The following is a 26,231-nucleotide window of genomic DNA, read 5'->3' as shown; positions in this document are numbered from 1 at the left end:
ATGACCGATTACGTCGAGCGTGCAGGTTTGCAGGTCGCGGCGCCGCTGGCCGCGCTGGTCGAGGGCGAGGTTCTGACCGGCGGCGTGACGCCCGACCGATTCTGGCGGGGCTATGCCGAGATGCTGCGCGAGCTGGTCCCCGCCAATCATGCGCTGCTGGAACGGCGCGACGCCTTGCAGCGCCAGATCGACGACTGGCACCGCGCGCGCCGCGGCCAGCCCCATGACGGCGCCGCCTATCAGGCGTTCCTGCGCGAGATCGGCTATCTGGTCCCCGAGCCCGCCCCCTTTGCCATCGCCACGGAAAACGTGGACCCCGAGCTTGCGCAAGTGGCCGGGCCGCAGCTGGTAGTGCCGGTGGGCAATGCCCGTTTCGCGCTGAACGCGGCGAATGCGCGCTGGGGGTCGCTGTATGATGCGCTTTACGGCACCGATGCGCTGCCGGGGCAGGCGGCGCCGGGCGGCTATGACCCCGCACGGGGCGCGCAGGTGATCGCCTGGGCGCGGGCGCATCTGGACCGCGTGGCGCCGCTGGCGGGGGCGTCCTGGGCCGAGATCACCGGGGTTTCGGCGCGGGACGGGCGGCTGGTCGCCTTGACCCCCGGGGCCGAGGTCGGGCTGGTCGATCCCGCGCAATTCGCCGGGACCGCGGGCGAGGATGTGTTCCTGCGGGTCAATGGGCTGCTGATCCGGCTGGTGATCGACCGCACGACCGCGATCGGCCGCGACGATGCCGCGGGGATTTCCGACGTGCTGCTGGAATCCGCCCTGACCGCGATTCAGGATTTCGAAGATTCCGTCGCCGCCGTCGATGCCGAGGACAAGGTTGCCAATTACCGCAACTGGCTGGGCCTGATGCGCGGCGATCTGGTCGAGACCTTTACCAAGAACGGGCGCGAGATGACCCGGCGGCTGGCCGGCGACGTGACCTATACCGACCCGCAGGGCAATCAGGTCACCCACCCCGGCCGCGCCGTGCTGCTGGTGCGCAACGTGGGCCATCTGATGACCACCGACGCGGTGCTGCTGGACGGGCAGGAAACCCCCGAAGGCATCATGGACGCGCTGATGACCGTCGCCGCGGCCATGCACGACCTGGGGACGGGCGGCGGGCGCAACTCGCGCACCGGCTCGGTCTATGTGGTCAAGCCCAAGATGCACGGCCCCGAAGAGGTCGCCTTTGCCGAGCGGCTTTACGGCATGGTCGAACGCATCCTCGGCCTGCCCGCCAACACGGTGAAACTGGGGGTGATGGACGAGGAACGCCGCACCTCGGCCAACCTTGCCGCCTGTCTGGAGCAGGTCAAGGACCGCGTCGTGTTCATCAACACCGGCTTTCTGGACCGCACCGGGGACGAGATCCATACCTCGATGGAGGCCGGGCCGATGGTGCCCAAGGCAAGGATGAAGGACCAGCAATGGCTGGCCGCCTATGAGGCCGGGAACGTCGACGTGGGGCTGGCGCTGGGGCTGGCCGGGCGCGGGCAGATCGGCAAGGGCATGTGGGCCAAGCCCGACGACATGGCCGAGATGCTGGAGGCCAAGATCGGCCACCCGCAGGCGGGCGCGAACACCGCCTGGGTGCCTTCGCCCACCGCCGCAACGCTGCACGCGACGCATTACCATCAGGTGGCGGTGGGTGCGGTGCAGGACAGCCTGCGCGCCCGCGCCCGCGCCAGCCTGGACGCGCTGCTGACGCCACCGCTGCTGGCCGGCGAGAACCTGTCCGAGGCCGAGATCGCGCATGAGATCGACAACTCGTGCCAGTCGATCCTGGGCTATGTGGTGCGTTGGGTCGATCAGGGCATCGGCTGTTCCAAGGTGCCCGACATCAACGATGTCGCGCTGATGGAGGACCGGGCGACGCTGCGCATCTCGGCCCAGCATCTGGCCAACTGGCTGAAGCACGGGATCATCACCCAGGCGCAGGTCGAGGAATCACTGGCCCGCATGGCCGTCAAGGTCGATGCGCAGAACGCAGGCGACGCGGCCTATCGGCCGATGGCGCCGGGGCTGGAGGGGGCGGCATTCCGCGCCGCGCGCGATCTGATCCTGACCGGGGCCGAGCAGCCCTCGGGGTATACCGAGCCGCTGCTGCACGCGGCGCGGCGCGAGGTAAAGGCGGGCGCGCGATAGGGCTCTGACGTGGGACCGGGGGCTTCGCGCCCCCGGGCCCCGCGGGATATTTATGGCAAGATGAAAGCGGCGGCAGGCGATCGTTGCGGCGGCAACGTGACCGGCGGCTACAGCAGCCACTCGATCGGCAGGCGGCCCATCAGCCATAGCGTGGCGCGGCTGCGGGCGCGGGCGCCGGGTTCGCGGATCCGCTCGATCTCGGGGCCGTCCGCGGTCTGTTCGCGCCAGACGATGCGGCCCTTTGCGTTGCGGGCGGGGGCATAGCTGAACGCGGGCAGGGTCTCGTCCAGCATTTCGGTCATCGCCCGCGCCACCTGCGGGCTGTCGATGAGCACCCCCATTTCCGTGTTCAGGAACACCGAGCGGGGGTCGAAGTTGAACGAGCCGATGAACAGTCTTTCATCGTCGACCGACACCGTCTTGGAATGCAGGCTTTCATGCGAGGCGCTGCTGCCAGTCGTGCGCGGCTCGGGCGGGCGGTCGGGCGAGGCGCGCATCTCATACAGCTGAACCCCGCCGTCGATCAGCGCGGGGCGGTATTTCACATAGGCGGAATGGACCACCAGCTGGTTCGTGGCCTCTTGCGAGTTGGTAAAGACCCGGACCCGGCAGCCCTCGGCCGCCAGCTGCACCAGCCGGCGGGTAAAGCGGCGGCCGGGCACGAAATAGGGCGACACGATGTCGACCGAGCGCGCGGGGTTGGCCAGCATTTCGGCCAGCCGCGCGATCATCAGGTCTTGCGCGGGCACCCGGCCCAGCCCCTTGACCGGGTCGTCGCTGATCAGCGTCACCGGCGCCCAGACAAAGGATGTGCGTCCGGTTGCGATGTCGTGCATCCGGGGGCGTTCCGCCACGGCCTTGCGATAGGCGACAGCGTCGGGGTGGGCACAGGCGGTCGCCAGCTCGCGGTCGATCACGCCCTCTGCCTTGGGTTTCGGCAGGATCAGCCGGGCGGGATAGGCCGACTGCGACGCCCAGTAGCGGTCGAAATCCGCCCCGGCCTCGTTGGCGACCTGGCCGATGGCCAGCACGTCGGAATCAAGGTTGTGCCGCCCCGGGCCAAAGGCGAAATACACGTCCCCCACGTTGCGCCCGCCCAGGATTGCGGCGGCTCCGTCGGCGACCAGCAGCTTGTTGTGCATCCGCCGGTTCAACCGCACAAAATCGAACAGGAACCCCAGCACCTTGGGCCGGCGCAGGATGAAGGGGTTGAACAGCCGCACCTCGATTCCCGGGACCGAGTCGAGCTCGGCCAGATGCGCATCCAGCCCGGGGACGCCGTTGTCGTCCAGCAGCAGCCGGATGCGGACTCCGCGCGCGGCGGCCCGGCGCAATTCATCCATGAGCAGCATCCCGGTCAGGTCGCGCTGCCAGATGTAATACTGGATATCCAGCGCCCGTTCCGATTCGCGGATCAGGGCGACGCGGGCGGCAAAGGCGTCGCGCCCGTCGTCCAGCGCCACCACGCCGCTGTCGTGGGGATGGTGGGGCGCGGCCGTCAGCACCAGCCGCCCCAGCCGCGTGTCATGGGACAGGGGCACCGCGACGGATCTGGTGCGCCCGTCCAGCGGCGGCGGGCGGAACATCAGATGCAGCGCCAGCACCGCCGCCGCCAGCACAAGGGGAATTGCGAGCAGTTCCATTCCCGCCCCTCATATCATGCCGGTCGGACCCGGGGGGTCCAGGGTGCAGCGACCACGACCAGCGCATCATGGCACGGCATCCGGAACTCCTTGGGATTGCGGCGGGCGTTGGCGGACCCCACGTCAACGCCCGCCGCAAAATCAGGGTTCCGGGCGCAGGCTGCCGCAAAAGCCGCGGATGCGGGCGATGGCGTCGGAAAGCTGCGCGTCCGAGGCAGCATAGCTGATGCGGAAATGCGGGGACAGGCCGAATGCCTCGCCGAACACCACCGCGACGCCGGTGGCGTTCAACAGCTCCATGGCAAAGCTCCGGTCGTCGGTGATCGTCGTGCCCTCGGGGGTGGTGCGGCCGATCAGCCGCGCGATCGAGGGGTAGACGTAGAACGCCCCCTGCGGCACCGGGCAGTCGATGCCCTCGCACTGGTTCAGCCCGGCCACCACCAGATCGCGGCGGCGCTGGAACACCGCGCGGCTTTCCGTGATGTAGTCCTGCGGCCCGGTCAGCGCGGCCAGCGCCGCATATTGGCTGATCGAGCAGGGGTTCGAGGTCGATTGCGACTGCACATTCGCCATCGCGCGGATCAGTTCCACCGGCCCCGCGCCGTAACCGATGCGCCAGCCGGTCATCGCATAAGCCTTGCTGACCCCGTTCATGGTCAGAGTGCGCTCGATCAGCCGCGGCTCGACCTGCGCCGGGGTGACAAAGCGGAAATCGTCGTAGACGAGATGTTCATAGATGTCGTCGGCCAGCACCCAGACATGGGGGTGGCGCAGCAGCACATCGGTCAGCCCGCGCATCTCGGTCTCGCCATACCCGGCGCCGGTGGGGTTCGAGGGCGAGTTCAGGATCACCCATTTCGTGCGCGGGGTGATCGCGGATTCCAGCTGTTCGGGGGTGATCCGATAGCCGCTGTCGATACCGGCCGCGATGATTACCGGAGTGCCGCCGCCCAGCGTCACCATGTCGGGATAGCTGACCCAGTAGGGGGCGGGGATGATGACCTCATCCCCCGGATTCAGCGTGGCCATCAGCGCGTTATACAGGATCTGCTTGCCGCCGGTCCCGACGGTGATCTGCTGCGGCGCATAATCCAGCCCGTTTTCGCGGCGGAACTTGTCGGCGACCGCCTGTTTCAGTTCCGGGATGCCGTCGACGGCGGTATAGCGGGTGTGGCCGGCGTCGATGGCGGCCTTGGCGGTCTCGCGGATATGCAGGGGGGTGTCGAAATCCGGCTCTCCGGCGGACAGGCTGACGATGTCGCGGCCCTCTGCGGCCATTTCGCGCGCCAGATTGGTCATCGCGATGGTGGACGAGGGTTTGACGCGGGCAAGGGTCTGGGACAGAAAGCTCATCGGCGGCCTCGCGGATAAAGGGGACGCGCCGGTGATAGGCAGTGCGCGAACCGCTCGCAAGCCACACGGAGGCTGGGATGGAACATCACGACACCCGCATCAAGCGGCTGACCATGCGCAGCTGGCGCCGGGGCACGCGCGAGATGGACCTGATTCTGGGCCCCTTTGCCGATACGCAGCTGGCCGCACTGGAACCGGTGGCGCTGGCGGACTACGAGCGGCTGCTGGACGAGAACGATCAGGATCTTTATCCTTGGATCACCGCGCGGCTGGCTGGGAAAGTCCAGGGACCACAATCTCTTGGCGCGATTCTGGACCGCATCGCCGCCCATGCTCGCGACCGCTTGAAAGAGATTCGCGGCGCTTAACTGATTCTTGGGTTATCTGTGTCAGCTTGGGTGGGACGACGCCAAGCGGATGACAAGATGACCCGATTCGCCGTGCTGAAACCCTCTGTGCCGCAGGATTCGGCACCTGCGCCTGTGGCCGATTACGGGCTGCCGGATGTGCTGGAGCCGTATCTGGAAAGCCTGCAAATCCTTGACCGGCTGCACCGGCTGATGCTGGACCTGATCAAGGACGAATTCGAGCGGCTGCGGCTGGCCGATCTGACCCCGGTGCAGGCCCTGCTGCTTTACAATCTGGGCGCGGCCGAGGTCTCGGCGGGCGAGCTGCGGTCGCGGGGGATGTATCAAGGCTCGAACGTCAGCTACAATCTCAAGAAGCTGGCGCAGATGGGCTATGTCCACCACCAGCGCTGCGACATGGACCGCCGTTCCGTCCGCATCCGCCTGACCCCGCAGGGCGAGGAAATCCGCGATACCGTCGGCCGAATGTTCGCTCGCCATGCCGATGGGTTGCAGGCGTCGGGCGTGCTGGACGACCCGCCGATCCGACTGGTGAACCTGCAATGGCGGCGGGTCGAGCGGTTCTGGGCGGACCAGATCCGCTACATCTACTGACCCCTACCAGTGGCCGGTGTTGCCCATGCTGACCCAGGGTTCCTGCGGCGTAAGGCTGTCGCCCTTTTGCAGCAGCTCGATGGAAATATTGTCGGGGCTGCGCACAAAGGCCATGCGCCCGTCGCGCGGCGGCCGGTTGATGGTGACACCGTTCGCCTGCAAATGCGCACAGGTCGCGTGGATGTCGTCGACCTCATAGGCCAGATGCCCGAAATGCCGGCTGTCCGAGGGCAGCGCCTCGTCCCCGTCCCAGTTGAATGTCAGCTCGACCGGGGCTTCCGGCTGCCCGGGCGGCGCCATGAACACCAGCGTGAACCGCCCCTGTTCGTTGTCGATCCGCCGGATTTCTTCCAGCCCCAGCAGCCGATAGAACGCCATGCTGGCGTCCAGATCCTTTACCCGGACCATGGTGTGCAGATAACGCATCGCGGGATTCCTTCTGGCAGCGGCAGCTGATGGTGGCACGATGCGCGCCGGGACGCTAGAGACAGAGGGCAGACGAGCAACGAGGACGCCATGCCCCTGACCCCAGAACAACAGGCCGAGATCGACGACGCCCGCGCCAATCCGCGTCCGACCCTGCGCGCAGTGGCCGAGGGGATGGAGCGCCATCTTTACGTCGCCCACCCGGTGCTGGACCACGGGCTGATCCGGGTCATCGACTATATGGGCGACGACAGCGCCATCGTGCAGGCGGCGCGCGTCAGCTACGGGCGCGGCACCAAGGCGGTGTCGAATGACGAAGGGCTGATCCGCTATCTGATGCGGCACTGGCACTCGACCCCCTTCGAGATGTGCGAGGTCAAGTTTCACGTCAAGCTGCCGGTGTTCGTCGCCCGCCAGTGGATCCGCCATCGCACCGCCAATGTAAACGAATACTCGGCCCGCTACTCGATCCTCGACCGCGAATTCTACATTCCCGCGCCCGAGCATCTGGCCGCGCAATCCAAGGTGAACAACCAGGGCCGCGGCGAGGTGCTTGCCGGCGCCGAGGCGCAGCGCGTGCTGGACCTGCTGCGCGAAGATTCCATGCGCAGCTATGACCATTACGAAGGAATGCTGTCGCAGGACGGCCAGCAGGGCCTGGCCCGCGAGCTGGCCCGAATGAACCTGCCCGCCAATATCTATACGCAATGGTATTGGAAAACCGACCTGCACAATCTGTTCCATTTCCTGCGCCTGCGCGCCGACGCTCATGCGCAATACGAAATCCGCGCCTATGCCGAGCTGATGTGCCGCATCACCGCCGACTGGGTGCCGCTTGCCTATGCGGCGTTCGAGGATTACCGGCTGGGCGGCACCGCGCTGTCGGCAAGGGGCGTCGAGGCGCTCAAGCGGCGGCTGGCCGGCGAGACGGTGACACAGGAAACCAGCGGAATGAGCAAGGGCGAATGGCGCGAGTTCGAGGGGGTGTGGGGGTGATTGCGGCAAGGATCGCCCGGTCCCGCCCGTCATTCAGCAAAGCCGCGGCCTTTTAGATGGGCGATGTCATGAAAAAGGATGGGAAACTGCTGCCTGAATGCAGTGCAATTGTCGAATTCACCGCGCAAGTTTCTGCTGAAAGGGTCGGTAGCAAATTCCGGTTGGCCCGTTTGCGGAACAAAGACAGAAAGTAAATCCATTGCAAGACAGTCCTGACAAGAAGATCCGGATCGCAGTCGTTGGGTTGGGCAAGATGGGCCTGTCTCATTTCTCGATGGTCAATGCTCATCCCGACACACAAACCCTGGCCTGCGATTCTGCCGGATTCCTGGTCGATGTGCTGGGCAAATACCTGCCGCATACCAAGATCTACACCAAATACGAAGAATTGCTGGATACGGGCAATCTGGATGCGGTTGTGATTGCGACGCCCTCGCGGCTGCATGTGCCGATGGTTCGGGCGGCGCTGGAACGCGGCATTCATGTGTTCTGCGAAAAGCCCTTTTGTCTGGATTGGCGCGATGCCGAAGAATTGGCAGATCTTGCCGAGGCAAAAAGGTTGGTCAATCAGGTCGGTTACCACTATCGCTATGTGGGCGCATTCCGTCGAATGAAGGAGATCGTGGACAGCGGCGCTCTTGGCGAAATCCGGCATGTGGTGGCCGAGGCTTACGGCCCTGTCGTCCTTCGCGCCCGCAAGCAGAACTGGCGCACCAGAAAGACCGAAGGCGGCGGCTGTCTTTATGATTACGCGGCCCATCCGCTGAACCTGCTGAACTGGTTTTTCGGACAGCCCGAGCATGTGTCAGGCTCGGCCATGGTCCCGATCTTTTCGACGGAAACCGACGATATGGTGATGTCGACCCTGCGCTTTGCCGGCGGCGCCATGGCGCAGCTTTCGGTCAACTGGTCTGACGATTCATTCCGCAAGATGTCCACGAAGATCGAGCTGATCGGCACGAAAGGCCGGGTGAATGCCGACCGGCAGGAATGTCAGCTTTACCTGCGCGAAGAGCATCCGGCCCTGCCGGGAATGCACAAGGGGTGGAATGTGCAATACACCACCGAATTGACCCGGGATCCTTGGTTCTATCTGCGTGGCGAGGAATATTCCGCCCAGATTGCCGATTTCGTCGAGGCGGTGCGTGATGGCAAAAGCCGCGCGGCCGAAAACGATTTTCGCTCGGCCGCAATTACCGACCGGACGCTGGACATGATTCTTGAGGATGCCTCGGGCGTGCGGATCGCTGACCCGGTCAGGGAACCCGTGGCCGACAAGCCGGCAAAGCGCAACTGGCTGTTCAGGACGCGGACATAGAAGGCAAGATGATGGACAAGCTTCTTTTCGGCGATAACCAGTTCTTTGGCATCAATCACATGTCCGAGGAAAAGGCCCGTGCCCAGGCCATGCGCTTTCAGGATACATCCGCGATCATGGAGGTGCTGGATGCCGCCTATGACGAGGGCATCCGCACATTCATGTGCACAACCCACGACCGGATCGCCGAGATCTGCGATGTGGTTCGCGCCAATCCGGGGCGATATGACGGGTTCCAGTTCTATCCCTGCATGCCCTATGCCCATAAATACGCCAATGCGGTCACCGATCACGGAATGGTGGGCGCGATTGCCCATTTCATGCCCGAAGACGGGCTGTTCAAGACCATGCTGCGTTCGGGCGCCGCATTGGTTACCAAGGATGCCGAAGGTATCGTCAAGGTTCTGATTGACGCCGAAATGAAGATGTTTGCGGGTCTCAGGACGCCGGTCATCTTCATGCAGAATGTTTTCGTCGATCTGCTATTGGGCATGGGCTTTACCAAGGCATTCCGCATGTTCCACGATCATGTGCGCGAAAAATATCGGGCAGAGCCGGGTTTCATAACAATGAATCTGCCGCTTTTGGCCGATGCCCTGGCAGCCGAGGGAATCGAATCTCCGATTATCTGTTCGAATATCAACAAGATCGGATTTCGCATGTGTGGCGGTGCCGACAAGTATCGCGAGGTTCTGGAATCCGGCAAGGTCCGTGCAATCGCAATGTCGGTCTATGCGTCGGGCGCAATCCCCCCGCGCGAAGCCATCGAATGGGTGGCCGGATTGCAGGGGGTGGAATCAATCGTGTTTGGCGCGTCTTCGCGCGGCAATATCCGCAGCACCCGCGATCTGGTCGCCGAATATATGGGGGCGGTGTGACAGCGATGGCTGATGGATCGGACATGGTGGAAAGAAAGCGCACGGGCGTCCGTGGAGACTGGCGCAAGGTTCAGCTTTTGAATGTCTTTGTGCACGACGTGACCATGGATGAGGTGGTGCGCGATTTCAACGAAGGGCTGATGCTGACCCTGCATGTCGACATGCTCATGAAGCTGCAAAAGGATCGGGAATTTTACGATATTTTCAAGCAGTTCGATCTGATTACCTGCGACAGCCAGATCCTGTATTTCGCGACGAAGTTTCTGGGCAACCCGGTGGCCGAGCGGGTTTCGGGGTCTGATTATTTCCCGAAATTCTATATGGCCAACAAGGACAATCCCGAGGTGACGGTTTATCTGTGCGGCGGAAAGCCGGGGATTGCCGAAATTGCCGCGGAAAACATCAACCGCAAAGTCGGGCGCAGGTTCATCGTCGGCACCGATTCCCCGGCATTCGATTTCGACAAGGATCCGGCCGATATTGATCGGGTCATCGCAAAGATCAACGATTCAGGCGCCACCGTGCTGCTGGTCGGGCTTGGCGGAGGGCGTCAGGAAAAATTCATCGTCAAGTATCGGGATCGGATGCCGAATATCCGCCTGTTCCTGCCCCTTGGCGGCACGATCGACTATGAGGCCGGAACGTTCAAAAGACCCCCCGCATGGATCACCGAATGGGGATTCGAGTGGCTTTATCGCCTGCTGAAAGAGCCAAGGCAGCGCTGGCATCGCTATATCGTGCATGAACCGCCGGTGCTTTGGCGGTTGGCCGCCCAGAAACTGGGGCTTTACCGCGACCCGTTCGGCGGCGGGGCGAAATAGGTCCGATCCGGATGATTTCGGTCGCGGCGGCGGGGGCGGGGGTTTATGCCCGATCCGCCCCGAGGGCCGAGTTGGCGATCAGCGCGGCCAATTTTTCCGCCTCGGCCGCGCTGTCGAATTCGGCCACCACGCGGTCGCGTCCGGCCTGGCCCATGGCCGCGTGAACCTCGGGCGGGGCGTTGAGCATCTCGCGCAACGCGTCCGCCAGCTCGGCCGGGTCGCCCGGCGCAACCAGCCGTCCGCTGACACCATCCTCGACCAGTTCGCCGACCCCGGCGATGCGGGTGGTCAGCACGGGCACGCGCGCGGCCAGCGCCTCCATCAGGACGACCGGCAGGCCCTCGGCAAAGCTGGGCAGCACAAGGATGTCGGCGTCACGCAGGGCCTGCGCCACCTCGGCCTGACCCTTGTAGCCGACGAAATCGACCATACCGGACAGGCTCAGGGCGCGGGCCTCGTCTTCCAGCGCCGCACGCTCGGGCCCGTCCCCGATCAGTGTCAGGCGCATATCCGGATGTTCGGCCGCCACCTGTTGCAGGGCGCGCAACAGCACCGGCACGCCCTTGACCACCGCCAGCCGCCCGACGAACAACAGCCGCTTGGCCGGCGCACCGCGCGGCGTGTCATAAAGCGACGGATCCACCCCGCAATGCACGATATGCAGCTTTTCCCAATGGGCGGGGTCGGAAAAAATCATCCCCTGCGAACGGCAGAAATGGCTGATGCAGGCCACAAAGGCGGCTCGCGCGATCTTTTCGTCAAGCCGCCAGTGAATGGGTTCGAAAAAGATGTCAGGGCCGTGCAGCGTAAAGCTGTAGGGTATGCCGCTGACCGTGCTGGCCAGCATGGCGACGGTGCACGAGGCTTTGGCGATGTGGTTGTGCAGATGCACGACTCCGCGCTTGCGCATGTGATGGGCCAGAACCACGGCTTCTGCAAAATAGATCAGATTGTAGATATTTCCCCTGATCCCGCCGGGCGCCGTGCGCCACGCCAGCCACAATCCGCGCAGATAGCGCGCCGGGTTGCGCAGCGCCGACAGATGCGCCCTGAGCGTGACAAGGGGATTCGCCGTCGCTTCGAGAATGTGGAACGTGCGCGCGGCCTCGGCCCGCTGTTCGTCGCCTACATGGTGTTCCGCGCCGGTGCGGCGGACCGAACAGGTTTCGACGACCAGCCCGTGGCCGCGCAGGGCCGCCACTTCGCGCTGGATGAAGGTGTCGGTCGCGCGGGGGTATTGCCCGGTCAGATAGGCGACCGGGCCGGAAAACCTGTCAGGCATCAATCTTCTCCTCGGCCAGCAGTGCGGCCGCCATCGCGTCCTCGAAGGGCAGGGCGGGCAGATCGCCCTGCCAGTCGGCGCGGGTCGTATAGTGCAGCGGCATGATCCGCGCGGCCTGCACCGATGCGCGCAACAGCCCCGGCGCACCGGGCAGCGCCCCCAGCACCGACAGCGCCCGCATCACGGGCCAGCCGACGGGCAGCACCACACGCGGCCAACCGCCCCGGCGCTGCGCTGCCACATATCGGGCGCGATCCGGCAGATCGGGATCCAGCACATTGGCGATGGCAATGCCGCGGGGGGCGGCCTCGGCTGCGCGCAGAACCGCTGCGGCGGCGCGATCACGCTGCACCAGCGGGATCTGCCCGCTGCTGCCGGTCCGAATCAGCATCGGCCCGAACGCCAGACCCAGATGCCCGTTCCACAACCGACCCGGTCCCCAGATCGCTCCGATCCGCAGCAGCGCGACATCCCCCCCTGTTGCCTGCGCATGATCGCGGGCCAGCGCCTCTTGCGCCAGCTTTGCGCGGGTATAGGCGTCGCGGCTTGACGGGGCGGGCTCCAGCGGCGTGTTCTCGGTCACGGTATCGCCCGCCTGCATCCCGCCATAGACCGACATGGACCCGGCCAGCACCAGACGCGGCACCGGGCGCAGCTGCGCCATCGCTGCCAGCAGCCCGCGCATCGGCGCCAGCGTGGCTTGCGCCTGCGCCGCATCGTCGCCCGTCATCGCGGCCGCCAGATGCAGCACCGCATCCGCCCCCGCCAGATCAGAGGGGGCCAGATCCTCAAGCACCACCTGGCAAAGCGTGATGCCGGGGTCATCCGCCCAGCCTGCCGGGGCCTGCCGGGCATCGCGCAGCAGCGCCCGCACCCTGTGGCCCCGCGCCCGCGCCTGCGCCACCACGGCGCGGCCCAGATACCCGGTCGCCCCCGTGACGGCCAGGTTCAGCGCGCCCATGGCATCGGCTCCATCATGCCGCACGAGGTCTGCATCGTTTGTGCGCCGGTCGTCTCGCCTGCGTTCTGGATCGCCAGCGTGACCTCGTTCAGGTGCAGCGCGTAATCCCCGCCCAGACGGCAGGGGCGGCCCTGCGCGATCGCCTCGAGCATCTCGACCGGGCCGAGGGCAAAGTTCATCGAGGCAGACCCGCGCCGCCCCAGCATCGGATGTGTCGGCCCCCTGAGCCGGATGCGGCGTCCGATCGGATGTTCCAGCAGTCGCCGCCGGATACGCAGGCGACGCCGGAATTTCAGCGGCGCGGCATTGTCCCATGCCTTTGCCATCTCAAGTATGCCGCCATCGCAGATCACCCGGATGCGGTGATCATGCGGCGCGACGATGGAACAGGTCAGCCGCGCCACCATGCCGGAATGAAAGAACAGCGTGGCCACGGACACATCCGGGGCGGCATCGGCCACGCCGCGCTTGTCGGGGATGACGCCGGCCGAGGCCGCCACCACCGTGCGGACCGGGCCAAAGATCGCGATCAGCCAGCTCAGGTAATAACCCGCGTGTTCCAGCGTGCAGCCGACGCGGAATTCATCCACATAGGGCCAGGGCGCGCCGCTTTCGCTGATCCATTCCTCTAGCGGGGCCTGCGGGACATAGCCGTCGTCAAGCTCGGCATAGACCAGGCGTCCGGGCCCGGCCACGCCCGCGCGCATCGCGTGGGCCAGGGTCTGCGCGGCCTCGCCCAGGACCGAGCAGGGGGCCGAGGCCAGCTGCAACCCGCGGGCAACGGCCAGCTCGTGCAGATCGCGCGCCTGCTCCATCGTGACCGCCAGCGGCTTTTCGGACCAGACATGGAATCCCGCCTCAAGACAGGCGCGGTTCACCGCATGATGCTGGCCCGGATTGGTCAGGTTCAGGATCACGCCGTCGCGGGGCATCCCGGCGAAAACATCGTCCATTCCGGGCAGGGCCGGGATTTTCCAATGGGCGCAGAAAGCCGCCATCCGCGCGCCATCGCGGTCATGGGCGCCCAGCACGCGCACATGCGGAAAGCTGGCCAGCGACCGCATATAGAGATCCGCGACGAAACCGCAGCCAATCAGGGCCACCACGCTCATTTCACGCACCTCTTTCCTTGGCCGAACTGCCAGCCCATGCTGCCTTGCCCCCTTCTTTATTGCGTTGCTGCGCAGGCCGCGAGCATCTTTCGCCCGGCTGAACGCCCCAAGCTGTCCGACCGTAGAAAAATGTCAACGGGTTGTGGCAGATGCCACCATCTTGCGAAAAAACGCCGCGCGGTTGCATGGCCGGCCACGATCACCCGCGCGCCTGCGAAAACCGTCGCCAAGATGCGTTGCCAAGTTCCTCTGGCCGTGGAATCTATCGGCAATGTCACGCCAGACGAAGCAGAGGAGCAGTTCTGCGCAAGCTTGATCGGCCGCAGGAAAACAGCCCGGTCGTTGAACCGGGAACTGGCCCGATGGGCACACAGGCTCGCGCAGCCGTGCGAGATCCATGATTTGGTGACAGGCGTGCGACGGGTCCGATGTCGGGTCGCGCCGGATTGGCGCCTTGGGGTTAAAGGGTATGTCGGAATGCGGATTTACGAAAAACTGTCTGCGGCCTGGGGGATGGTGCTGGTGCTGGTCCTCGGGCTTGCCATGGCGCTGCCCGGGGCCGCCGCGGCCCAGCAGATGCAAGATCGCAAGGTCTATGTATTCGGCAATTCGCTGGTGCATCACCTGACCGACAGCGATGACACCACCGTGCCCCATTGGCTGAACCGGATCGCGCAGGCGGCGGGCAATCGGCTTGCGCTGGACGGAAGCTGGGGGTTTCTTCGCAACTTTGTGTCCGATCTGCCGGCCCGGCCGGGCTGGTCCTTTCGCGAGGTGCGTTCCGTGATGGGCGGGGGCGCCAGCTTTCGTTCGGCGGGGTTCGACACCGTCGTCATCACGCCTGCCAATTTCATTCAATACAACGCGCCGGATCAGCCCTATGACGGGGAAAATCCCGACCGCACCAGCCCGCTTGAGGCCACCGGCAAGCTGATCGGCTGGATCGAGGCCCAAAGCCCGGACGCGCGGATCCTGATCTATGAGGGCTGGGCGCTGATGGTGGGCGAGGTGGGGCGCTTTCCCCCCGATGCCAGAGAGCTGCGGAATTACCACCTGCATAATCTGGGCAGCTATCACCAGTGGTTCCAGGATTATGTGCGCTCGCTTCGGACGCAATTCCCGGAACGCGACATCGGGATGATCCCGGTCGCCTCGGTGTTGGCGCGTCTTTATACGGAAACGGATCTGGTGCCGCTTGGGGCGTCGGATCTTTATCAGGACGACGCCCCGCACGGCACTGCCACCAAATATTTTCTTGCGTCGCTGGTAAGCTATGCCTCGATTTACGACGAGGCCCCGCCGGGCGCGATGAATCTGCCCGACAATATCCATCCCGCCGTGCGGCAGAATTACACGCAGATCGCCGAATTCATCTGGAACGCAACCCGCGAGGATGCGCAATTGCGCACTCAGGCCCGGACGGAACCGGATGCCGCGGTTGCCGAAATGCCGGCGCCGGTTCGGGGGGCCGGGGCCGAGCCGGTCGATCCGGTTGCCGCGGCGCCGGCGCTGCCCGTGGACGCCGCCCCCGTAAGCGACCCGGCGCTGGCGATGGGGCTGAACGGCATTGCGGATTATTCGGTGCAGTATCCTTTTCTCGACGTGATGAAGACCGCCCGCCCCTGGACCGGACATCTGCCCGGCCAGTGGGGCGGGTTCGAGATCGACCGCCTCGCAGAGGAAGGCTATCTGGACGAACACGGCTGGCCCCTGCGCATCCCGCGCGAGGTGGGCCGGCTCGAGACCCTGATTCTGACCGATCTTCCGCCCGAGGCCACGTCTTTGGCCGGGCGATACGTCCTGACCTATGAGGGCGAGGGGCGAATTGAGGTCTCGGGCCGCGCAACGAACATGCGCTACGGCCCGAAAGAGATCCGGTTCGATTTCACCCCCGGCGAGGGGTTCGTGTCGATCAAGCTGAAACACACCGACCCCGGCGATCTCGGCAACCATATCCGCAATATCCGCGTGGTGCGCGAGGATCATCTGGATCTCGTGCGGCTGGGCGAGGTGTTCAACCCGGCCTGGGTGACCCATGTGCAGGATCTGCGGGTGCTGCGGATGCTGGATTGGGGCATCACCAACCAGACCTTTCAGCAGGATATAGCGGACCGGCCGCGCCCGGGTGATTTTTCCTATGCCTGGCGCGGGGTGCCGGTCGAGGTGATGGTGGATCTGGTCAATCAGGTGGGGGCCGATCCGTGGTTCACGATTCCGCATATGGCGAATGATGCCTATGTGCGCCGCTATGCCGAATTGGTGCTGGAACGGCTGGACCCGCGCCTGAATGTCTATGTGGAATACTCCAACGAATTGTGGAACTTCATATTTCCGCAGACGCATTGGGCGGCGGAACAGGCAAAATTGCGCTGGGGCGAGGATGCGACCGGCGACGCCTGGATGCAGTTCGCGGGGATGCGCGCGGCGCAGGTCATGCGGATCTGGACCGAGGTTTTCGACCACCAGCCCCCCGGGCGCCTGATAAGGGTGGCAAGCGTCCACACCGCCTGGCCGGGGCTGGAAGAGGCGCTGTTGCAGGCCCCCTTGTGGCAGGCGGAATCGCCGGGCAACCGCCCCCCGGCCGAGTTTTTCGATGCCTATGCGGTCACCGGCTATTTTGGCCAGGAAATGGGCACCGACGAATTCGCGCCGCAGATACTGGAATGGCTTGGCGCAGGACAGGCCGTGGCCGTGCGCGAAGTGGCGCATGCCTTGCGCGAGGGCTCGCTCAAGGATCTGCTGGGCAATCTCTTTCCCTATCACGCCGCGGTGGCCGCCCGACATGACATGCAGATGATCATGTATGAGGGCGGAACCCATGTGGTCGGGCTGGATGGGTGGACGGACAACCAGCACCTGACGGATTTCTTTACCAGCTTCAATTACAGCCCCGAGATGGCCGCGCTTTATACCGATCTGCTTGACGGCTGGCACGCCGCCGGCGGCACGTTGTTCAATGCGTTTGTCGATGTGGGCTGGCCCTCGCGCTGGGGCAGCTGGGGGCATTTGCGCCATCTGGACGACATGAACCCGCGCTGGCAGGTGCTGATGGACTATAACGCCCGCCATCAGGTGGATTGGGAAAGCCGCGCGCCCGGCACATTTTCGCACGGGGTGATCCGGCGCGCCGGGGACGAGGGAGGCCGGATCGAGGCAGAGCATCCGCATGACATCCTGTTGGGCGGGCCGGGCGATGATGTGCTGGTCGCCACGGGCTGCTGCGTGCGCATCCATGGCGGCGGGGGCCGCAATACCGCGGTTCTGCAAGGCGCTCCGGACGAATACGAGCTGCTGTGGCGCGGCGATGTGCTGCTGGCCAAGGGACCAGAGGGCGGCGAGATTACGCTGGCAGATGTCCAGCGGCTGGAATTCGCATCGGCACCCGGGGTGGTGGTCGAGCCGGTCCCGCCTGCGCCGGCGCAATAAGCGCTGCTGGCCTGCCCGGGCGTTCCTGCCGTGTCTTGCGCCCCTCGGTCCAGGGGGGCTTGCGGCCATTTGCGCCATGCGCCCCCACGTCCGCCAGGCGGTGCTTTCCTGAAAGCCGATCTTTGCTAATCTCCTGTTTGAAAATGGTGGGAAGCAGGCATGATTCTCGATTCGGCTCTGGTGTTGACCTCTCTTACAAACAGGAAAGATCCGCGCAAAACCTGTCGCGGGCTTTGGAAACATCCGGGCGCATGTGCGCATGAAAGGGCTTTGATCTGAATGGGAACCAACAGCCAACCGGATACACGTCTGGGTGTATCGCTGCTTTCGATGTTCGAGCATATCTATGTGATCAACCTGCCTTCGCGCACCGACCGGAAACAGGAAATCGCGCGGCAGCTGGCACGGATCGGCCTGTCCTTTGACCATCCCGCCGTAACCCTGTTTCCGGCCAGCCGTCCGGACGACAGGGGCGAATTCCCGACCATCGGCACACGCGGCTGCTACGAAAGCCACATGGGGGTGATCAAGTCGGCGATCGCGCAAGGCTGGAAAACCTATCTCGTGATTGAGGACGACGCCGATTTCAGCAGTGATTTCGAACATCGCATCGAGGCGCTGGTGGCCAGCGCGCGCAACATCGAGTGGGACATCTTTTACGGCTGGATGCCCGAGGTCGACGGCGAAACCGTGCCTGCGGGACCGGATACGCTGGCCGAAATTCCTGCCGGGCAAGGCGTGTTGCAGACCCATTTCATGGGCTTCAAATCATCGGTTCTGGATGAAATGATCCGCTATATTCAGGCGATCTATCACCGTCCATTTGGCGATCCGCGCGGCGGAGCCATGCATGTGGATGGGGCGATTTCGTGGTTCCGGGCGGCACATCCGCATTATCGAACCTTTGCCCCGACAACCCCTGTCGCGATACAGCGCCCGTCGCGGTCCGATATTCACAGCCTGCGTTGGTTCGACCGGATTGATGTTCTGTCGCCGATGCTCGTCGCGCTGCGAAAGCTCAAGGCCCGGTTGCAGAAATCGCACTAAAGACCGGGGAACAAAGGTTCAGCCGCCGATTGAATCGAAGCATGGCTTTGCCGGACATGCCCCCGGCAACCCCGATAATCTCGCCTCCCCCAGCCCGCACCGCCTGGACAGGTGACAAAAGTTCCGGATGGCGGTCTTTCGGGGCCGGTCGCCACCCGCGTTGATGCCGGCAAAGCGCCGCATCGCATCTCATGCGGACCGGGGCAGACAGGCGTTATCGGTATCGCCTCGGCTCTTTCCGCGCGTCGCAGCAGCTTTGCCGGATCATGCGGCACGCAGCGGGGTTTTCAGGCGGTCCGGCGCGATTTCACCCTCTGGCAATCTTTCCGATCCATTCGTCAATCACCGCCACGCTCTCTGCCTCGTCCAGCCACGGGATATGTCCGCGCCCCGGCACCCTGCCATAGATCATGTCGGGCCGCCTGCGCTGCATCTCGGCCACGGTCTCGTCGCCCAGCAGGTCCGATCCCGCACCGTGGACCAGCGCCACCGGCAGGCCCTGCATCGCGTCGAACAGTGGCCAGGCGGTGGCGTCGGGGTTCTTGAACGCGGCCAGGAACGCCTCGCGCAGCGCCGGGTCATAGGTCAGCTCGACCTCGTCCGCGCCCTGACGATACAGCCGCGCGGCCTCCTCCTCCCAGCGGCCTGCGGGAACCTCGCCAAAGCCGGCCAGCGTGCGGGGCAGGCGCTCGGCCACCTCGGCCAGCGTTTTCGCGGCGGGGCGACGGCCGACGTAATCCACGATCGCCTCCAGCCCCTCGCGGCGCAATGCGGGGCCGACATCGTTCAGGCACACGCCCAGCAGCCGGTCCTTGGCTACGGCGGCCAGATACATGGCGATCAGCCCGCCCCGAGACGTGCCGATCACCCCCGCCCGTGCGATGCCCAGATGGTCCAGCAGCGCCAGCGCATCCGCGCCCTCTTGCGGAACGGTATAGGTGGCGGCGCCGGTCCGGTCCGACTGGCCGCGCCCGCGGTAATCCATGCGGATCATCCGGCAACCCGCCAGCGCCGGCGCCAGATAGTCGAAATCGTCCATGCTGCGGGTCAGCCCGGCCAGGCACAGGACCGCCAGCCCCTCGCCCTCGTCGCGATAGGCCAACCGGGCGCCATCTGCGGCGGTGAAGAACTGCGTTTCCATCCGAGCCTCTTTCATCTTGCTGCAAATATCCCGGGGTCCGGGGCAGCGCCCCGGCTCGGCGTCAGATGTTGTCGGGCTGCGGCATCCCCAGCACGTGATAGCCGCCGTCGACCATCACCACCTCGCCCGTCGTGCAGGCGCCCCAGTCGGAACACAGCCACACCGCTGTTCCCCCGATCGCCTCCAGCGTGGCGTTGGCGCGTAGCGGCGCGTTGGCCTCGGTATGGCGATAGGTCTTGCGGGCGCCGCCGATCGCCGCGCCGGCCAGGGTTTTCATCGGGCCGGGGCTGATCGCGTTGACCCGGATCCCCTCGGGGCCAAGATCGTTGGCCAGATAGCGCACCGCCGATTCCAGCGCCGCCTTGGCCACGCCCATCACGTTGTAGAACGGCGTCACCCGGTTCGAGCCGCCATAGGTCAGGGTCAGCACGGTCCCGCCCTCCTGCATCAGGGGCCGCGAGCGCCGCGCCACCTCGATCAGCGAATAGCAGGAAATATCCAGCGAGTTCTTGAAGTTCGCCCGGCTGGTATCGACGAAACGCCCGGTCAGCTCGTCCTTGCTGGAAAAGGCGATTGCGTGGACCAGAATGTCCAGCCGCCCCCAGCGGTCCGCCAGCCTGGCGAATGCCGCGTCCAGCGATTCATCGTCGGTCACGTCCACATCCAGCAGCAGGTCCGACCCGACCGAGGCCGCCAGCGGCTCGACCCGCTTGCCGAATGCCTCGCCCTGATAGGTAAAGGCCAGTTCCGCCCCCTGCGCGGCCAGCGCGCTGGCGATGCCCCAGGCGATCGACCGTTCATTGGCGACGCCCATCACCAGCGCGCGCTTGCCCTGCAAAAGCCCCATGGTCATCCCCGGTATTTCGACATCACAAGCGTGGCGTTGGTGCCGCCAAAGCCAAAGCTGTTGGACAGGACCGAATCGAAATCCACCCCGTCGATGCGACTGGTGGCGATTTCGCTGGCGGCGATTTCCGGGTCCAGCTGGGTAACGTTGGCCGAGGCGGCGATGAACCCCTGCTGCATCATCAGCAGCGAATAGATCGCCTCGTGCACGCCGGTCGCGCCCAGCGAATGCCCGGTCAGCGACTTGGTGGAACTGATCGGCGGCGTCGCGCCCTCGCCGAAGATGCGGCGGATCGCCTTGACCTCGCCGATGTCGCCCACCGGGGTCGAGGTGCCGTGCGAGTTGATGTAGCTGATCCGCCGCCCCTCGGGCAGGGTGCCCAGCGCCAGCCGCATCGCCCGCTCGCCGCCCTCGCCCGAAGGCGCGACCATGTCATGACCGTCCGAGGTGGCGCCGTAGCCGGTAACCTCGGCATAGATCTTGGCGCCGCGGGCCAGCGCGTGGGACAGTTCCTCAAGCACCACCACGCCGCCCCCCCCGGCGATCACGAACCCGTCGCGGGTCGCGTCATAGGGGCGGCTCGCCGTTTCCGGCGTGTCGTTATACTTGGACGACATTGCGCCCATGGCGTCGAACAGGCAGGACAGCGTCCAGTCCAGTTCCTCGCCGCCGCCGGCGAACACGATGTCCTGCTTGCCCATCTGGATCAGCTCGGTGCCGTTGCCGATGCAATGGGCGCTGGTCGCGCAGGCCGAGGTGATCGAATAGTTCACCCCCTTGATCGCGAAGGGCGTCGCCAGACAGGCCGAGTTCGTGGACGACATGCAGCGGGTGACCATGAACGGCCCCATCCGCTTGGGCGCGCCCTTTTCGATGACGATCTGATGCGCGTTGAAGAAATTCGAGGTCGACGGCCCGCCCGACCCCATCACCAGCCCGGTGCGCGGGTTTGACACATCGCCCGGCTCAAGCCCCGAATCCGCCACCGCCTGCTGCATGGCGATGAAATTCCAGGCCGCGCCCTCGCCCATGAAGCGCAGGTCGCGCTTGTCCACATGGGCGGCGATGTCGATGGTCGGGCGCCCCTCGACCTGGCTGCGAAAGCCCTTTTCCGCGTATTCCGGCGAAAACACGATGCCCGAGCGGCCCGTGCGCAGGCTTTCGGTGACTTCTTCGGCGTTGTTGCCGATGGGCGAGACGATCCCCAGCCCGGTAATGACGACGCGGCGCATGATGCGACCCTCCTGCGGTTCAGCTCTCGGAAAGAGCGACCTTCATGTCCTTGACCTGATAGATAAGCTCGCCATCGGCCTCGACGGTGCCGTCGGCGACGCCCATGGTCAGCCGGCGGGTCTGCACGGCCTTGGTGAAATCGACGCGATAGGTCAGCAGCTTGCGGTCGGGGCGGACCATGCCGGTCAGCTTGACCTCGCCCACCCCCAGCGCATAGCCGCGCCCCAGCCAGCCCCGCCAGCCCAGGTTGAAGCCGGTCAGCTGCCACAGCCCGTCAAGGCCAAGACAGCCCGGCATGATCGGGTTGCCGGGGAAATGGCAGGCAAAGAACCACAGGTCCGGATGGATGTCGAACTCGGCCACCACATGGCCCTTGCCATGGGGGCCGCCATCGGCCGAGATTTCGGTGATGCGGTCCATCATCAGCATCGGCGGCTCGGGCAGCTGCGCGTTGCCGGGGCCGAACAGTTCGCCCCGCGCACAGGCCAGCAGGTCGCCCTTGTCGAAGCTTGTCTGTTCCATCGCCATCCGGTCGCATCCTTGCCCAGTTGTTCCGGCTTTTCTGCCGGGTTCCTGTCGCGTCTATCATCCGCGCCGCAAACCGTGCAAGCAGCGCTCGCCGCAGCTGATAAGTCCAGACTTAAAGCCGGCGCCGCGCCCGCGGCGGGCCGCTTTGCAGATTTTTGCGCGATTCAGCGCCGCGATTCATGCAAAACAGTTGTGCAGCGGGTCGGATTGGAGTTGTTTGCGCGCCGCAACGCCCCATTGGCGAGGAATGACATGACGCGTATCGACGAAAAACTGGAACCGATCCTGACCACGGTCAAAGAGCGAAACGCCGGCGAACCCGAATTCCACCAGGCAGTCATCGAGGTAATGGAAAGCCTTGGCCGCGTGGTGGCCAAGCATCCGCAGTTCCTCGAAGAGGGCCTGATCGAGCGGATCTGCGAGCCGGAACGGCAGATCATCTTTCGTGTGCCGTGGATCGACGATCAGAATCAGGTGCGGATCAACCGCGGCTTCCGGGTGCAGTTCAACTCGGCCCTTGGCCCCTACAAGGGGGGGATCCGCTTTCACCCGTCCGTGAACGTGGGGATCATCAAGTTCCTCGGGTTCGAACAGACCTTCAAGAACGCCCTGACCACCATGCCCATCGGCGGCGGCAAGGGCGGGTCGGATTTCGACCCCAAGGGCCGGTCGGACCGCGAGATCATGCGGTTCTGCCAGTCGTTCATGACCGAGCTTCACCGCCATATCGGCGAATACACCGACGTGCCTGCCGGCGACATCGGCGTGGGCGGCCGCGAGATCGGCTATATGTTCGGGCAATACAAGCGCCTGACCAACCGCTACGAGGCCGGGGTGCTGACCGGCAAGGGCCTGTCCTACGGCGGCTCGCGCGCCCGCCCCGAGGCCACCGGCTTCGGGCTGGTGTTCTTTGTCCGCTCGATGCTCGAAGCGCATGGCGATTCGATCGACGGCAAGACCGCGGTGGTGTCCGGCTCGGGCAATGTCGCCTGTTTTGCCATCAGAAAGCTGCAAAAATACGGCGCCAAAGTCGTCGCCTGTTCGGATTCCAGCGGATATGTGGTGGATGAAGGCGGGCTGGACCTGGATCTGGTGCGCGAGATCAAGGAAAAGCGGCGCGGCCGGATTTCGGAATACCACCGGATCAAGGGCACCGGCACCTATTTCATCGAGGCCGGCAAGGGCGCGATCTGGGATGTCCCGTGCGAAATCGCGCTGCCCTGCGCCACCCAGAACGAGCTGAACGGCAAGCACGCCGCGAACCTGATCCGCAATGGCGTGCGCGTCGTGGCCGAGGGCGCCAACATGCCCTGCACCCCCGATGCGGTCGAGGCGCTGCGTCGGTCGCATGTGCTTTATGCGCCCGGCAAGGCCGCGAATGCCGGCGGCGTCGCCACCTCGGCGCTGGAAATGCAGCAGAACGCCTCGCGCGACAGCTGGACCTTTGATCAGACGGTGGAGCGGCTGGACGAGATCATGACCAACATCCACGATGTCTGCGCCGAAACCGCCGAGGAATACGGCGCCCCCGGCGACTATGTGCTGGGCGCCAACATCGCGGGCTTTGTCCGCGTGGCCGACGCCATGCGCGCGCTGGGCGTGGTCTGACCCGAACGGACTGCCCGGGCCCAGTGGCTTCGGGCGGTCCCAAATATCCTCGGGGGTGAATGACAGCCCAAAGGGCTGGCAGAGGGGGCAGACAGCCCCCTTTTTTCCCTGCGCGCCTGCTGCCGGATCAGCGCGGGTTCAGAACCACTGCCCCGGCTCCATCAGCCCCAATTCCATCAGCTGATGCGATTCCCAGTCGAAGGGGACCGAATTCCGCCATGTGAAGTCGCGGATATGCTCGCGCGAGCCGGGGTTGCGGGCCAGCGCCTTGGCGACCCGGAACGAGGCCACCGCCGCGGTCAGGTTGTTGTGCCAGGGGCAGGCATAGGTGTTGTATTCCTCGACCGACAGCCGATGATCGGGCAGCAGCCGCAGGGTCTTTTCGGTGCGAAACAGTGCGATGCGGTCGATGCGGCGGCGGTCGGGGGGCAGGTGTTCCTCGAACCGCCAGCGCAGCCCGCCATAGAAATCCAGCTGCCGCTCGCGGAACCCGCCCTGCCGGTCGGGCCGCCCCAGCGCGTAATAGCCGGTGCGGTCGAACATCGCCCGATCCATGCTGACCGCATCGGGGTTGCGCGTCAGCTCGGGCGCGTAAAGATCGACCACATAGGTCAGCATCGCGCGGCGGCGTTCCTCGGCGTGAAAGCCCAGCATCTCGCCGATGCTGCGGGTCTCGGAAAACGGATAGAACAGGAACTCGGCATTATAGCCGTAGTATAGCCAGCTGTCCTCGGGCGCGGCCTCGATCACCGCGTTCACGGCCCGCGTCAGCGCATCGCGGGCGCGGGTGTCGTGGATCAGGTTCAGCACCCGGCCCTTGGCATCGTCCAGCGGCGCCATTGCCGGCAGCGGTTCGGGCGACAGCGCCAGGATCTTGCGAAACCCCAGCCGCAGGTGATGGGAAAGCGTCGCGGCGACCTCGGCCTGATCCTCGATCAGGATCACCGCGATCGGGCCGCGTTCCAGTTGCTCGCCGGGGGATGCAAGAAACCGCCCCAGCGGCTCGGGTGCTGCCGCAGCGGCGGGCAGGGAAATCGCAGGCGCGGGCTGCCCGGTCGGACCCGAACCCTCCGGAGGTGCCGTCCCGGTCACCGCCCTGATCACCGGACGACGGCCCGCACCTGTTCCAGGGCCGCGCGCAGCATCTGCGGGCTGCTTGCCGCCGCGGCGACTGCGGCTTTCAGCGCCTGCTGCTGCGCGGGGTCAAGGCGGCTTGCGTCGATCAGCGCCTCGACCTCGGCGGCGTTGAAGCCCTCGGGGGTCAGCAGCCGGTCGATTTCGGCGGCGGTGCGGCTGGCCGTGGCGGCGTCAGAGGCGGCGCCGGCGGCGTCGCGTGCGGCCTCGACGGCGGCTTCCGTCGCGGTGGCGACGGCGCCCGGCTCGCCGGTTTGCGCCCCGGCCTCGGCCTGTGCGGCCGCGTCAGCGGCGGCCGCGGCGGCCTCGATGGCCGCCTCGGCCGCGGCCTGTGCCTCGCGCGCGGCCTCGTCCAGCACGGGCGTGCCATCGGCGGTGCGGCTGGCCTCGGCCGCCGCATCCGTGGCGGTTGCAGCGGCATCGGCGGCGGCATCGGCCGCGCTGCCGGCGGCGTCGGCCGCATCATCGGCCGCCTGCTGGCCCGCGACATCTGCGGGTTGCTGCAACTGTTCCGGTTGCGGCTGCCCCTGTCGCGACTGCCAGTAGAATCCGCCCGCCAGCAGGATCACGAGCACGAGAATCAGACCGGCCAGACGCGACATCGGCGAATCCTTTCAGAACAGGAAATCCGCCCGAACGCTGCACGGCGCCGGGCGCGGACGGTATCGCACAGCTTCCCGATGGGGGAAAGCCGTCGCCGGTCCCGTTTTCACCCGCACTATCCGGTTGAAACGCGGGCGTGGGTTGATTATCTGACAAGCGTCATTTCCAGCGATAAAAGGACCACGCCCATAGCTCGCCGCCCGCACAACGCTCCGCCCACCCGTGACACCGGACCCCGCACCAACGATCGCATCAAGGTCCCCGAAATCCGCCTGATCGGGGCGGAAGGCGAAAACATCGGGGTGGTCACCCCAGCCCGCGGCATGGCGCTTGCCGAAGAAGCGGGGCTGGATCTGGTCGAGATCTCGCCCAACGCCGTGCCTCCGGTCTGCAAGATCATGGACCTTGGCAAGTTCAAATACGAACAGCAAAAGCGTGAGGCCGAGGCCCGCAAGAAGCAAAAGACCGTCGATGTCAAAGAGGTCAAGTTCCGTCCCGGCACCGACGATCACGACTATGACGTCAAGATGCGCTCGGTAAAGCGGTTCCTTGAGGATGGCGACAAGGTCAAGGTGACCCTGCGTTTCCGCGGCCGCGAGATGGCCCACCAGAATCTGGGGATGGAACTGCTGCACCGCGTCCGCGACGAGGTGGGCGAGGCCGGCAAGGTCGAATCGATGCCCAAGCTCGAAGGCCGCCAGATGGTGATGATGATCGCGCCGCGCTAGGCGCCCGCACCCGCGCCCCACGGCCCGCCTGATCGGCGGGCCTTTTTC

The 26,231-nt window shown here is 65.4% G+C and carries 24 protein-coding genes; 11 read left to right on the top strand and 13 right to left on the bottom strand.

Annotated elements, in window-relative coordinates; translation table 11 throughout:
• Positions 1 to 2,136, top strand: a complete 2,136-nt coding sequence (locus tag BLW83_RS11565) for a malate synthase G (protein ID WP_090848379.1) — start codon at positions 1 to 3, stop codon at positions 2,134 to 2,136.
• Positions 2,137 to 2,243: 107 nt separating this feature from the next.
• On the opposite strand, the gene BLW83_RS11560 is transcribed toward BLW83_RS11565, so the two are convergent.
• Together BLW83_RS11560 and BLW83_RS11555 are read right to left on the bottom strand one after the other, a co-directional pair.
• A complete protein-coding gene (locus BLW83_RS11560) occupies positions 2,244 to 3,779 on the bottom strand; it encodes a phospholipase D-like domain-containing protein (RefSeq protein WP_090848378.1) in 1,536 nt (511 codons plus the stop codon).
• A gap of 141 nt (positions 3,780 to 3,920) precedes the next feature.
• On the bottom strand, positions 3,921 to 5,132 hold the full coding sequence (locus BLW83_RS11555) for a pyridoxal phosphate-dependent aminotransferase (protein WP_090848377.1): 1,212 nt from the start codon (positions 5,130 to 5,132) through the stop codon (positions 3,921 to 3,923).
• Between the two features lie 77 nt (positions 5,133 to 5,209).
• Here BLW83_RS11555 and BLW83_RS11550 point away from each other — a divergent pair, with 77 nt between their 5' ends.
• Positions 5,210 to 5,500 carry an FAD assembly factor SdhE gene (locus BLW83_RS11550; protein ID WP_090848376.1) on the top strand — a complete coding sequence of 97 codons (291 nt, stop codon included), beginning with the start codon at positions 5,210 to 5,212 and terminating at the stop codon, positions 5,498 to 5,500.
• Between the two features lie 57 nt (positions 5,501 to 5,557).
• Positions 5,558 to 6,094: a MarR family winged helix-turn-helix transcriptional regulator gene (locus tag BLW83_RS11545; RefSeq protein ID WP_090848375.1), complete on the top strand. Its 537-nt coding sequence runs from the start codon at positions 5,558 to 5,560 to the stop codon at positions 6,092 to 6,094.
• A 3-nt stretch (positions 6,095 to 6,097) separates the two neighbouring features.
• On the opposite strand, the gene BLW83_RS11540 is transcribed toward BLW83_RS11545, so the two are convergent.
• Positions 6,098 to 6,520, bottom strand: coding sequence for a VOC family protein (locus BLW83_RS11540; RefSeq protein WP_090848374.1), 423 nt, complete (start codon positions 6,518 to 6,520; stop codon positions 6,098 to 6,100).
• 90 nt (positions 6,521 to 6,610) lie between these two features.
• Here BLW83_RS11540 and thyX point away from each other — a divergent pair, with 90 nt between their 5' ends.
• On the top strand, positions 6,611 to 7,516 hold the full coding sequence (gene thyX / locus BLW83_RS11535; protein ID WP_090848373.1) for an FAD-dependent thymidylate synthase: 906 nt from the start codon (positions 6,611 to 6,613) through the stop codon (positions 7,514 to 7,516).
• Between the two features lie 29 nt (positions 7,517 to 7,545).
• Here thyX and BLW83_RS15750 read toward each other — a convergent pair whose 3' ends face one another.
• Positions 7,546 to 7,716: a hypothetical protein gene (locus tag BLW83_RS15750; RefSeq protein ID WP_177172560.1), complete on the bottom strand. Its 171-nt coding sequence runs from the start codon at positions 7,714 to 7,716 to the stop codon at positions 7,546 to 7,548.
• On the opposite strand from BLW83_RS15750, the gene BLW83_RS11530 reads away from it, so the two are divergent.
• From BLW83_RS11530 to BLW83_RS11520, 3 genes are read left to right on the top strand one after another with little or no spacing between them, the layout of a single operon-like run.
• A complete protein-coding gene (locus tag BLW83_RS11530) occupies positions 7,716 to 8,834 on the top strand; it encodes a Gfo/Idh/MocA family protein (protein ID WP_281245537.1) in 1,119 nt (372 codons plus the stop codon). The genes BLW83_RS15750 and BLW83_RS11530 overlap by 1 nt on opposite strands.
• An 11-nt stretch (positions 8,835 to 8,845) precedes the next feature.
• Positions 8,846 to 9,712 carry a hypothetical protein gene (locus BLW83_RS11525; protein ID WP_090848502.1) on the top strand — a complete coding sequence of 289 codons (867 nt, stop codon included), beginning with the start codon at positions 8,846 to 8,848 and terminating at the stop codon, positions 9,710 to 9,712.
• A 23-nt stretch (positions 9,713 to 9,735) separates the two neighbouring features.
• Positions 9,736 to 10,533, top strand: a complete 798-nt coding sequence (locus tag BLW83_RS11520; protein ID WP_177172559.1) for a WecB/TagA/CpsF family glycosyltransferase — start codon at positions 9,736 to 9,738, stop codon at positions 10,531 to 10,533.
• A gap of 43 nt (positions 10,534 to 10,576) precedes the next feature.
• Here BLW83_RS11520 and BLW83_RS11515 read toward each other — a convergent pair whose 3' ends face one another.
• The 3 genes from BLW83_RS11515 to BLW83_RS11505 are packed head-to-tail and all read right to left on the bottom strand — an operon-like array spanning position 10,577 to position 13,888.
• A complete protein-coding gene (locus tag BLW83_RS11515; protein ID WP_090848370.1) occupies positions 10,577 to 11,815 on the bottom strand; it encodes a glycosyltransferase family 4 protein in 1,239 nt (412 codons plus the stop codon).
• On the bottom strand, positions 11,808 to 12,776 hold the full coding sequence (locus BLW83_RS11510; RefSeq protein WP_090848369.1) for an NAD-dependent epimerase/dehydratase family protein: 969 nt from the start codon (positions 12,774 to 12,776) through the stop codon (positions 11,808 to 11,810). Before BLW83_RS11510 ends, BLW83_RS11515 begins: the two co-directional genes overlap by 8 nt.
• Positions 12,764 to 13,888 carry a Gfo/Idh/MocA family protein gene (locus BLW83_RS11505; RefSeq protein WP_090848368.1) on the bottom strand — a complete coding sequence of 375 codons (1,125 nt, stop codon included), beginning with the start codon at positions 13,886 to 13,888 and terminating at the stop codon, positions 12,764 to 12,766. The genes BLW83_RS11510 and BLW83_RS11505 overlap by 13 nt, the downstream gene beginning before the upstream one ends.
• Before the next feature lie 477 nt (positions 13,889 to 14,365).
• Between BLW83_RS11505 and BLW83_RS11500 the strand changes: the two genes are divergently transcribed.
• Together BLW83_RS11500 and BLW83_RS11495 are read left to right on the top strand one after the other, a co-directional pair.
• Positions 14,366 to 17,314, top strand: a complete 2,949-nt coding sequence (locus tag BLW83_RS11500; protein WP_245728815.1) for a calcium-binding protein — start codon at positions 14,366 to 14,368, stop codon at positions 17,312 to 17,314.
• A gap of 279 nt (positions 17,315 to 17,593) precedes the next feature.
• Complete coding sequence (locus BLW83_RS11495; protein ID WP_090848367.1) at positions 17,594 to 18,361, top strand: glycosyltransferase family 25 protein; 768 nt, start codon at positions 17,594 to 17,596, stop codon at positions 18,359 to 18,361.
• A 307-nt stretch (positions 18,362 to 18,668) separates the two neighbouring features.
• Here the strand turns inward: BLW83_RS11495 and BLW83_RS11490 are convergent, their stop codons facing one another.
• From BLW83_RS11490 to fabA, 4 genes are all read right to left on the bottom strand, one after another.
• The gene (locus tag BLW83_RS11490) at positions 18,669 to 19,502 is read right to left on the bottom strand and encodes an alpha/beta fold hydrolase (RefSeq protein ID WP_090848366.1); all 834 of its coding nucleotides are present in this window, start codon (positions 19,500 to 19,502) and stop codon (positions 18,669 to 18,671) included.
• A 61-nt stretch (positions 19,503 to 19,563) separates the two neighbouring features.
• Positions 19,564 to 20,349: an enoyl-ACP reductase FabI gene (locus BLW83_RS11485; RefSeq protein WP_090848500.1), complete on the bottom strand. Its 786-nt coding sequence runs from the start codon at positions 20,347 to 20,349 to the stop codon at positions 19,564 to 19,566.
• A 2-nt stretch (positions 20,350 to 20,351) separates the two neighbouring features.
• On the bottom strand, positions 20,352 to 21,581 hold the full coding sequence (fabB, locus tag BLW83_RS11480; protein ID WP_090848365.1) for a beta-ketoacyl-ACP synthase I: 1,230 nt from the start codon (positions 21,579 to 21,581) through the stop codon (positions 20,352 to 20,354).
• Between the two features lie 19 nt (positions 21,582 to 21,600).
• Complete coding sequence (fabA, locus tag BLW83_RS11475) at positions 21,601 to 22,110, bottom strand: bifunctional 3-hydroxydecanoyl-ACP dehydratase/trans-2-decenoyl-ACP isomerase (protein WP_090848364.1); 510 nt, start codon at positions 22,108 to 22,110, stop codon at positions 21,601 to 21,603.
• Positions 22,111 to 22,362: 252 nt separating this feature from the next.
• On the opposite strand from fabA, the gene gdhA reads away from it, so the two are divergent.
• Positions 22,363 to 23,718: an NADP-specific glutamate dehydrogenase gene (gene gdhA, locus BLW83_RS11470; RefSeq protein WP_090848363.1), complete on the top strand. Its 1,356-nt coding sequence runs from the start codon at positions 22,363 to 22,365 to the stop codon at positions 23,716 to 23,718.
• 138 nt (positions 23,719 to 23,856) lie between these two features.
• Here the strand turns inward: gdhA and BLW83_RS11465 are convergent, their stop codons facing one another.
• Both BLW83_RS11465 and BLW83_RS15745 read right to left on the bottom strand, forming a co-directional pair.
• Positions 23,857 to 24,717, bottom strand: a complete 861-nt coding sequence (locus BLW83_RS11465) for a glycosyltransferase family 2 protein (RefSeq protein WP_090848499.1) — start codon at positions 24,715 to 24,717, stop codon at positions 23,857 to 23,859.
• A gap of 101 nt (positions 24,718 to 24,818) precedes the next feature.
• Positions 24,819 to 25,454 (bottom strand): hypothetical protein, encoded by a 636-nt coding sequence (locus BLW83_RS15745; RefSeq protein WP_090848362.1) that lies wholly within the window; start codon positions 25,452 to 25,454, stop codon positions 24,819 to 24,821.
• Positions 25,455 to 25,532: 78 nt separating this feature from the next.
• On the opposite strand from BLW83_RS15745, the gene infC reads away from it, so the two are divergent.
• Positions 25,533 to 26,183 carry a translation initiation factor IF-3 gene (gene infC / locus BLW83_RS11455; RefSeq protein ID WP_177172558.1) on the top strand — a complete coding sequence of 217 codons (651 nt, stop codon included), beginning with the start codon at positions 25,533 to 25,535 and terminating at the stop codon, positions 26,181 to 26,183.
• Positions 26,184 to 26,231 lie beyond the last annotated feature (48 nt).

This window comes from Paracoccus alkenifer, assembly GCF_900108405.1.
Classification (GTDB): domain Bacteria; phylum Pseudomonadota; class Alphaproteobacteria; order Rhodobacterales; family Rhodobacteraceae; genus Paracoccus; species Paracoccus alkenifer.
This window is presented reverse-complemented; position numbering and strand designations above follow the sequence as displayed.

Excerpts from the sequence above, each read along its gene's own strand:
- BLW83_RS11565 (WP_090848379.1), top strand. The coding sequence starts at position 1 with ATGACCGATTACGTCGAGCGTGCAGGTTTGCAGGTCGCGGCGCCGCTG.
- BLW83_RS11560 (WP_090848378.1), bottom strand. The coding sequence starts at position 3,779 with ATGGAACTGCTCGCAATTCCCCTTGTGCTGGCGGCGGCGGTGCTGGCG.
- BLW83_RS11555 (WP_090848377.1), bottom strand. The coding sequence starts at position 5,132 with ATGAGCTTTCTGTCCCAGACCCTTGCCCGCGTCAAACCCTCGTCCACC.
- BLW83_RS11550 (WP_090848376.1), top strand. The coding sequence starts at position 5,210 with ATGGAACATCACGACACCCGCATCAAGCGGCTGACCATGCGCAGCTGG.
- BLW83_RS11545 (WP_090848375.1), top strand. The coding sequence starts at position 5,558 with ATGACCCGATTCGCCGTGCTGAAACCCTCTGTGCCGCAGGATTCGGCA.
- BLW83_RS11540 (WP_090848374.1), bottom strand. The coding sequence starts at position 6,520 with ATGCGTTATCTGCACACCATGGTCCGGGTAAAGGATCTGGACGCCAGC.
- thyX (WP_090848373.1), top strand. The coding sequence starts at position 6,611 with ATGCCCCTGACCCCAGAACAACAGGCCGAGATCGACGACGCCCGCGCC.
- BLW83_RS15750 (WP_177172560.1), bottom strand. The coding sequence starts at position 7,716 with ATGGATTTACTTTCTGTCTTTGTTCCGCAAACGGGCCAACCGGAATTT.
- BLW83_RS11525 (WP_090848502.1), top strand. The coding sequence starts at position 8,846 with ATGGACAAGCTTCTTTTCGGCGATAACCAGTTCTTTGGCATCAATCAC.
- BLW83_RS11520 (WP_177172559.1), top strand. The coding sequence starts at position 9,736 with ATGGTGGAAAGAAAGCGCACGGGCGTCCGTGGAGACTGGCGCAAGGTT.
- BLW83_RS11515 (WP_090848370.1), bottom strand. The coding sequence starts at position 11,815 with ATGCCTGACAGGTTTTCCGGCCCGGTCGCCTATCTGACCGGGCAATAC.
- BLW83_RS11510 (WP_090848369.1), bottom strand. The coding sequence starts at position 12,776 with ATGGGCGCGCTGAACCTGGCCGTCACGGGGGCGACCGGGTATCTGGGC.
- BLW83_RS11505 (WP_090848368.1), bottom strand. The coding sequence starts at position 13,888 with ATGAGCGTGGTGGCCCTGATTGGCTGCGGTTTCGTCGCGGATCTCTAT.
- BLW83_RS11500 (WP_245728815.1), top strand. The coding sequence starts at position 14,366 with ATGCGGATTTACGAAAAACTGTCTGCGGCCTGGGGGATGGTGCTGGTG.
- BLW83_RS11495 (WP_090848367.1), top strand. The coding sequence starts at position 17,594 with ATGGGAACCAACAGCCAACCGGATACACGTCTGGGTGTATCGCTGCTT.
- BLW83_RS11490 (WP_090848366.1), bottom strand. The coding sequence starts at position 19,502 with ATGGAAACGCAGTTCTTCACCGCCGCAGATGGCGCCCGGTTGGCCTAT.
- BLW83_RS11485 (WP_090848500.1), bottom strand. The coding sequence starts at position 20,349 with ATGGGGCTTTTGCAGGGCAAGCGCGCGCTGGTGATGGGCGTCGCCAAT.
- fabB (WP_090848365.1), bottom strand. The coding sequence starts at position 21,581 with ATGCGCCGCGTCGTCATTACCGGGCTGGGGATCGTCTCGCCCATCGGC.
- fabA (WP_090848364.1), bottom strand. The coding sequence starts at position 22,110 with ATGGCGATGGAACAGACAAGCTTCGACAAGGGCGACCTGCTGGCCTGT.
- gdhA (WP_090848363.1), top strand. The coding sequence starts at position 22,363 with ATGACGCGTATCGACGAAAAACTGGAACCGATCCTGACCACGGTCAAA.
- BLW83_RS15745 (WP_090848362.1), bottom strand. The coding sequence starts at position 25,454 with ATGTCGCGTCTGGCCGGTCTGATTCTCGTGCTCGTGATCCTGCTGGCG.
- infC (WP_177172558.1), top strand. The coding sequence starts at position 25,533 with ATGGGGGAAAGCCGTCGCCGGTCCCGTTTTCACCCGCACTATCCGGTT.